The following is an 8,358-nucleotide window of genomic DNA, read 5'->3' as shown; positions in this document are numbered from 1 at the left end:
GTTTGCTTAATTGGGAGCGGTATGAATTGAAAGGTTCCTGTACCGTTCTAAGAGAGGCTTGTGGGGAAGTTCCACAGGTCGACTCACCATATTGACCACCCGCGCCCTAAAGCTCGATACCCTTTAAACCCATGGAATCTGCGAAAGGTTTCATCAGGCCATCCGGAACGAATTTTATGCCCTAGCTTTTAGGAAGAAAGTGTTTAAAAATGTTGAAGAATTACAAGAGGATGTGGATAAATAGATAAATGAATATAATAGCGAGAGAACATATACAGGAAAGTATTGTTTTGGTAAGACGTCTTTACAAACATTTTTAGATGAAAAACACTCGTGCAAGGAAAGATGCTAGATAAGTTACAACTGGCAGAAAGAGTATCTGCCAGGTAACCCATGTTTGTCAATTCCCATACTATTTATGGCAATTCAATTGAAAACTTGCTAACAGATGTTTTATAAAGATTGTGCCACTTTACATTAACACCTTGCTTTTTTATAGAGGACCACCTTGCTTGACGAGCTGATCCCAGTATTGGCACATTTCAGGAGACAAGTAGGGGCGTATGCTTTTGAAATCAGGATCTCTAAAAGGATACTCAGTGTCAATAAAAGCAAATTTTCCTGATAAAGTATAAGGAATGTTATCAGGTCTATAGCTTGATCCATTGGCGCGACTGATAATAATATAGAGTTCATTGAGTATCTCAGGCGTTACCTTACTTCTCCATGCTAAATAATTTTGTTCCTTAGGAACAAGCTGCATGTCTTGTACGATCAATATGGCCACTTTTGGGTCTACTCCGGCCGCTTTAGCAGGTGCATGGAAAGAGGGCAATACATAAATATATTTCTGGGGCACAGTAAAATGTTGAATATTTTTTTTCTTTATTACTTTTCTTACTAAATTAGCGCCTGCACACCGTCGAGCAAACCATTTCCAACCAGGAACATTACGTTTAATGCGAAGTTCAGTATCAAAATAAAGCTTAATCAAATAATCGGGTAAACTAGGATGTTTAGCTACAATGATAAAGCTTCTAGGTTGCTTGTAAAGTATGCTGAAACCTGCTTCCACTAATGTTTGCGAATTAAAGGTAACCCGAGATGTTTGGAAGATTTGATCTGCAATGGCGGTAATTTTTGAGTTAACGGGTAATAGGTAGGGAGCCAGTTCTTTTTTAATTTTATTGTTTAGCAGAGGATTATCTACAATATTTTTGCAGCTATAGGTTCGCTCTGCTAAAGTCTTATTCAATGGCTCTGAGAAGAGCTGATGTTCATCATTCAAACTTAACCATATTGAATGCACTTCTTTCTCGCATCTTTTTAACTTATCTTCATCATTTATATAATGAGCTTTCTCATATGCTTCTTTTAGAGGAAAGAGAGCAGGATAGAAAGCTACGGCTCGTGTCCATAAGAACTCAATCTCCGCAGGCTCAAATTTAAGGGGAGAATCCGAGGAATCTTCTTGACTGGTAGATTCAATATTTTCTTTCATATAAAAGAGTAAAGAAGCAATCGCTTGAATAGTTTGATCTTTTGTATCCTCAATAGCAGTGGAGACTTCAGCAAAAAGCGCCACGCAATGAAAAAGAGGTACAAATAACATAAGAAAGGCAAAAGAAGATTTAGGCTTTGTAAAGAATACCATGGTTACCATCTTATTAATAGTGAGTTGCTTAGTCTATTTTTTGTTTTGTGTCATTCACGACTATATATTTATAAGTTTTTTAAAAGCAAAAAATAAGTGACTCAAGAAGAAAATATGAATACCTAGCTGCCTTCTTTCAGAAAGCGGAGGAGCCTTAACGCTATGAATATTGGAAAAAGGGATAGGCTTTTTTTCTTAATTTTTGATTAACTATCAGGCAAGAGGGGTTTTAGCCTTGCATGCAAAATGTTTTTAGAAACAATTGGCTAGCCTTTTCTTTTATAATCTCTATTTTCTTCTCAAGTCAACCCCATCATGGCGGTACGATTGGCTACAAAAGATAGCTTCCTTTAAAAGGTCCACGCAATCGAAGCGATTAGAATAACACTCCTCCTTAGCTGGTTAACGCAATAAGAAGAGAAGCTAGGAAGACGCCAACCTAAAAGCCATTTTTCCTGGCAGACAAGGAACGTAGAAATAGATAAACCTCAACCGTTCTATCTTCTTAGAAGCAGTAACTACTCTTTTGGTACTTCTTAAAATAGCTTGATATAGAAAGAAATGCTAAGATTATTCACTATTGAAAATGGCTAGATAAAACTGCAATTATTAATTCAGGTAAGCATAGCAATAGGCTTTCCTATAGACCTAGGCAAGAACCAGTATTAATGAAGCGATAGATTATCAACTTGTTAATTTAATTATTAAAATTAAGGTATCCATTTAGGTTTTCAGCCGTAGGTTCCCTCAGACTCATCAGATACCATCCAAGTCATTTTACTGCTAAAAAAGGTTAAAATATTTAAAAAAGCAGGTAAGAATAGAGAAAAGTGAAGGTATTTACGCTTGCATACCATTCCTTCACCTTATGTTCTTCGAATGCCTACACTTTTTTAAGAGAGATTAGAAGCTATAATTTAGCATCTAGAAGCAGCTTTTCAGCTTCAGCTTCTATTTCCCATTTTTGAGCAAGCTTTAAAGCGGTGTTAATTAGTAATAACTGAGGAGATAGGGGAGAGAGAGTAGCATCATTTAAATTTTCAATTGCATCTAAAATATGCTCTCTAATTGATTCATAAGCAGCTAATTTAGAAGATGTTTGTTTAGCTACTTCGTAATATTTTTTTACTATTAAATCATGTAAAGCATCGAAATAACAATCAGCCTTAGGGCTAATATGTTGTAAGCGTCTATAAACTAGTTCAGACTTTCCTGCTGCCTCTTCTCTTGCAGAAGTGAGACAAGCTATTCCTACAATACTTGCTATTTTATTCTTTTTCTCTTGGGACAAATTAGTTTCTATTTGCTCATGCAAATTATATCCTTCGTCTACTAGATTTATAATTATAGAGTTTGCATAGCCTAATGTTTTTTTGTCTAAAGGCTCTAACAGGAAGGTTAAAAATTGTGAGATGGTACCAAATGACTCAAGCCAGGGTCGCGGAGAATCCATTAAAAAAGAGGAAGAATTTCTTATGGTTTCCTGATAAGTTCTAATGATTTTAATTAAATTAGCCAGCTCTTTTTGAGTGTAGACAAGCAATCTAGGCACTAATACCTGCTGCTCATACATTTTTTTTAAAGACAACCTTGCCATTTCTACACTTGTCCGATCGAGAGAATTTTCTATTATCTCATTATAAATGATTGCTGCTGTTAACAGGCAGGCGGGCCAATTTTTAGACTCTTTAGAATAAATATAAGCTTTGTCGATATATATACGAGAGAGTAGATGATTTATTTCATAAGTTGGCAGGGAGCTGTAGTAGAGCTCTAAAGGTGTACGGCCGTTAACCTGATAAACCTCTAGATCAGTCGATAAATACTTAATAGCTTTGTCATAACATTCATTAGCTCGCAATGAATTTTTCTCTATTTTGTTATTATCGCCTACTGCCCAAACTTTGCCTGCATGAAAGGCTGCTACACTAGCTAGATAAGGAGGGCACTGAGGATAGCTTTGAAGTTTATAATATAATTTTAAGAGAGAAGTTGTCCTGCTATCATCTTCACTTTTAGCCGAATATAAAGATTCGGCTAAGCAAAAAATTAATAATATCGCTTGTTCAGGACAGAGCTGGTCAATAATTTCATCCACCACTGCAAGGTCGCTCAGTTCATTTCTTAACATACCCATCAATATTAAATTTAACTTAGATTGAAGGATGACTTCAGGAGGGTAAGATAAATCTTGCACAATTTCTTCAAATAATTTCTTTATAAACTCTAGATTAAGTCCTCGATTTAATGGATTGAAAAAGTTTTTAAAAGCTTCTTCAGCCTGGTAGTAAATATTAATTTTTTCCAAAAAGGAAACAGGGACTACCGGAGAAAAGTGGTAAAATGTGCTTGCTTGCATTGTTTCAAATACTCACGCTAAATTTAAGCTTTAATTTTCGGCTAATGGTGTAGATTATTTTCTCAAACATTTTAAGAGAAAAAAGAGAAAAAATTTTTCTACTTTATCTAATCCTCGTCTTTTGATTTTTTCTTCCAAAAAAACTAGGCTTTAAATACATAGATGCTTTCTTAAACAGAAGCATAACAAAGCTCATTAAATTAATCTATTTCTTTTTACAGGGCGTAGAGCAAGGAAATTTACTTGTTTAGCTAATACTTTTTACTAGATTTTATGGAAAAATTAATTAATCTAATTAGCTTAGAGACATTCTCTGAATTATTAAAATCGTTTAAAATGTAGGCTGTTTAACCAGGAGCCTAATATGATAAGAAAACCTTATCCTAGCGATTTAAATAATCAAGAATGGCAAGTGCTTGAACCTATAATATGCAAGAAAAAAGCTGGCAAGCCACCTAAGCACGCTAGACGAGAGATGCTTAATGCCATCTTTTATGTTTTAAGGACAGGTTGCCAATGGACAGATCTTCCTCATGATCTACCTCCTTGGAAATCGGTCTATTCTCAGTTTTTAAGATGGAAACAGAGTAATTTATTTGAACAGATTAATACTTATTTAAGGCGATCGCTTCGCCAAAGCTTAGGCAAGTTAGCGGAACCTAGCGCAGCTATAGTTGATAGTCAAAGTGTCAAAACAACTGAAAAAAAGGGCTCTGCGGCTATGACGGTGGCAAGAAAATTAAAGGTAGGAAAAGGCACATAGTGGTGGATCACTTGGGACTGTTAATAGCAGTCATAGTAAGTAGCGCAGCTTGTAGCGACAGAGATGGGCTAAAAGCGCTATTTTATTATTTCCAGGGAAAAGTTTTATGGCCAAAAAAAATGTTTGCCGATACAGGATATAGCGGGGAAGAGATGAGATCAGAAGCAGCTTTACATGGTATTGATTTAACAATCATTAAAAGATCTAAGCTAAAAGGATTTCATCTACAAGCAAAAAGATGGATAGTAGAAAGAACATTTGCCTGGTTTGGCAAATGCCGCAGATTAAGTAAGGATTATGAGACCTTACCAAACACCAGCCAAGCGTTTCTCTACTTAGCTATGATACGTCTAATGGTAAGAAGAATAGCGCAATAAATTAATTCAGAGAATGTCTCTTAGATCTTGCTTAAAATTAGTTATCAAAGCTATTCATAGCTAAAAAAATTGTTTGTATTCTCCTAAGCTAATCCATTCTTAAGAGCCATGCTTATTATTTAAAAAATAAATTTATAACTTATATAGTATTCATGGTAGGAGGGCTTAGCTTTATCTATAGACCTTAGGAAGTATTGATAGAAGGAGCAAAGAAATTATTATTTCTTGCTCTACTCACTGAGTTATCTGGAGTCTTTGCCTTCTGCAGGATGATTTTAATGAGCTGAAAAATAGAGCGTATGTTCATTTAAAGCAGGCACAACTCACTAACACTTTTTTAAGCTCTATCCTCAGCCTAAAACATCTCTAATTTTCTTTTATTTTGAGTGAAAAACTATATTTTAATTACTTTGAAAGAATAAGCCCTCTTTGTATAGCAAATAAGTGGAGCTGCTATCAATATCTCTTTCCCTATTTAAAACAGCATCTCTTACTCCTTTTTCCTTGCATAACTCATTTCAGTTTGCCAAAATAATCTCATTCAATGAATTTAAAAGATTAAATAAATTATGAATACCTCCTCTTTTGATATAAGTTCTGAATTTAAAGTTTCACCTATGATGAGCCAGTGGCAAGCTTGCAAGCAAGCAGCAGGGGAAGCTGTTTTACTTTTTCGCCTAGGGGATTTTTATGAAGCCTTTGATGCGGATGCTGTTTTAATTGCTAAGGAATTAGATCTTACGCTTACTAAAAGAGGCGAGATTCCTATGGCAGGCATCCCTCATCACACGAGTGAGGCTTATATAGATAGATTAGTATCAAAAGGCTTTAGAGTAGCTGTGGCCGAACAAATAGGGGATCCTAAAACCACTAAAGGAATAGTAAAAAGGGAAATCGTTAGAGTTGTCACCCCTGGCACTGTCATTAATTCTACTTTATTATCCGATAAATCAAACAATTTTTTTGCTTCTATTCATCGCGTAGGAGAAGTTTTTGGACTTTCTTTTATTGATTTGACCACTAGCGAATTTAGAGTGGTAGAGTTTGAAAATGAACAAGAACTACTTAATGAAATTTTTCGTTTGCGTCCTTCCGAATGTTTGGTCTCCCACAAATTTCAATCCAAACATCAAGACTTATTAAAAAATCTTCGACAGGCGCAAGATTTTCTTTTAACAGCCCAGGAAGACTGGCGTTTTGAACATCAAACCGCTTATAACTTTTTAATCAACCATTTTGGCGTTCATAATTTGGATGGTTTTGGCTTAAGAGGTATGCTAGCCGGCATAAATGCAGCCGGAGCTATTTTAAATTATCTTCAGGACAATTTGTGCTTATCGATCGAGCATATTCAGGAGGTTCGCACCTATTCTACTTCGCAATTTATGTCTCTTGATCGTATCACGCAAAGAAATTTAGAGATTACAGCCAGCTTATATGATGGCTCTAGAAAAAGTACTCTTTTAAACATTTTAGATAAGACTTGCACTCCTATGGGTGCGCGTTTGTTGCTCAACTGGATAAAGCTTCCACTTCTTTCCATAGAAGAAATTAAGCGCCGCCAAGATGCTATAGAAGCTTTTTTTAATAATAAAGCAGCTATTGATCTAGTTAAACAATTGCTAGGGAAAGTCAGAGACTTAGAAAGATTAATGATGAAAATCAGCTCTGGCTATGCCTCACCTCGAGATTTGGTAGCTTTAAAATGTTCTTTTGAGGAATTTCCCCAGCTTAAGCAAGCCTTACAACGTTTAGCTATTTACTCAACCTTATTAGAGCAAGAAGAACAGAAACTAGAAAATCCGAGCGCAATGACAGATCTAATCGCCCGTGCTTTAGTCGATGAGCCCCCTTTAAAAATCAGTGACGGGCAGGTATTTCGTGAAGGCTATCATAATGAATTGGATGAATTGCGTTCCATCCGCCAAGATAGTAGAGCTTGGTTAGCTAATTATCAAACGCGTTTACGTGAGGAGACAGGAATTAAAACCTTAAAAGTAGGTTTTACACGCATGTTCGGTTATTATATAGAGGTGAGCAAAGGCCAATCCGATCGTATGCCCACAACTTTTCAGCGAAGACAAACTTTGGTCAATGGGGAACGTTATATCACCTCAGAGCTCAAGGAATTTGAGCAGAAAGTTTTAAATGCCGAAGAACGTATTTTAGCTATCGAAACAGGGCTATTTAATGCCCTGCGTGAAGAAATCACCAAGTATACAAAGCAAGTCTTTAGCATTGCTCAAGCTATAGCCAAAATTGATGCCCTACGTTCATTAGCAGAAGTAGCACTTTTCTATGATTATACACGGCCTATCGTAGATCATAGTAGCATTTTACAAATCATTAATGGCCGGCATCCTGTCATTGAAGCCATTAATACGGGAGAAAAATTTGTCCCTAATGACACTCTCATGGATAATGAGGCTAATCTTTTACTGCTTATTACAGGTCCTAATATGGCTGGTAAGTCTACCTATATTCGTCAGGTAGCTTTGATTACCATTATGGCGCAAATAGGTTCTTTTGTTCCAGCTAAAAGCGCTCATATTGGTATCGTCGATAAAGTGTTTACACGCATAGGAGCTAGCGATGACCTTTCCCGTGGCCAATCCACTTTTATGGTTGAAATGACTGAAACAGCAAATATTTTAAATAATGCTACTGCCAGATCTTTGGTCATTTTAGACGAGATTGGAAGGGGGACAAGTACCTATGATGGAATTTCAATCGCTTGGTCAGTAGCTGAATATTTATTAACAACGGAAGGCAGCCAAGCTAAAACTCTATTTGCAACCCATTATTGGGAGCTAACAAAATTAGAAGAACGAGTACCTGGAGCAGTCAATTATCACGTAGCCGTGCATGAAGCCGAGGATGTCATTGTTTTCCTCCGCAAAATCGTGCGAGGAAGTACAGATAAAAGTTATGGAATTCATGTAGGCCGTCTAGCAGGCCTTCCTTTACAAGTTATTGGAAGAGCTAAAGAGATTTTAGCTCATTTAGAAGAAAATGCTAATCAAAAAAGCGTTTTTGAACCTTCCAAGCCTAAAAGACAGCTGCCGGCAAAGAAAAACAAGTTTAACGAAAGGCAAATGACTTTTTTTGGATGATTTCCACTAGAAATTACGTTATTGATAATTAAATTTTTAAATATATGTTTTTATATATTTTTAATTTTAATTTGACAGATTAGCGAGTAATA

The 8,358-nt window shown here is 36.0% G+C and carries 3 protein-coding genes and 1 pseudogene; 2 read left to right on the top strand and 2 right to left on the bottom strand.

The features are described 5' to 3' along the window. Positions 1-493: 493 nt before the first annotated feature. Entirely contained in the window at positions 494-1,654 is a 1,161-nt protein-coding gene (locus tag NEOC65_RS02665; RefSeq protein ID WP_213155630.1) for a hypothetical protein, read from the bottom strand. A 910-nt stretch (positions 1,655-2,564) separates the two neighbouring features. Next, positions 2,565-4,013, bottom strand: a complete 1,449-nt coding sequence (locus NEOC65_RS02660; RefSeq protein WP_213155629.1) for a hypothetical protein — start codon at positions 4,011-4,013, stop codon at positions 2,565-2,567. A gap of 364 nt (positions 4,014-4,377) precedes the next feature. Here NEOC65_RS02660 and NEOC65_RS09775 point away from each other — a divergent pair. Further along, positions 4,378-5,153: pseudogene (locus NEOC65_RS09775) on the top strand (IS5 family transposase). Positions 5,154-5,722: 569 nt separating this feature from the next. Next, positions 5,723-8,266 (top strand): DNA mismatch repair protein MutS, encoded by a 2,544-nt coding sequence (gene mutS, locus NEOC65_RS02645; RefSeq protein WP_213155627.1) that lies wholly within the window; start codon positions 5,723-5,725, stop codon positions 8,264-8,266. Positions 8,267-8,358: the final 92 nt, after the last annotated feature.

The sequence above is a fragment of the Neochlamydia sp. AcF65 genome, from assembly GCF_018342435.1.
GTDB lineage: Bacteria > Chlamydiota > Chlamydiia > Chlamydiales > Parachlamydiaceae > Neochlamydia.
The sequence above is the reverse complement of the archived record's forward strand: the minus strand, read 5'-3'. Positions and strand labels throughout refer to the sequence as shown.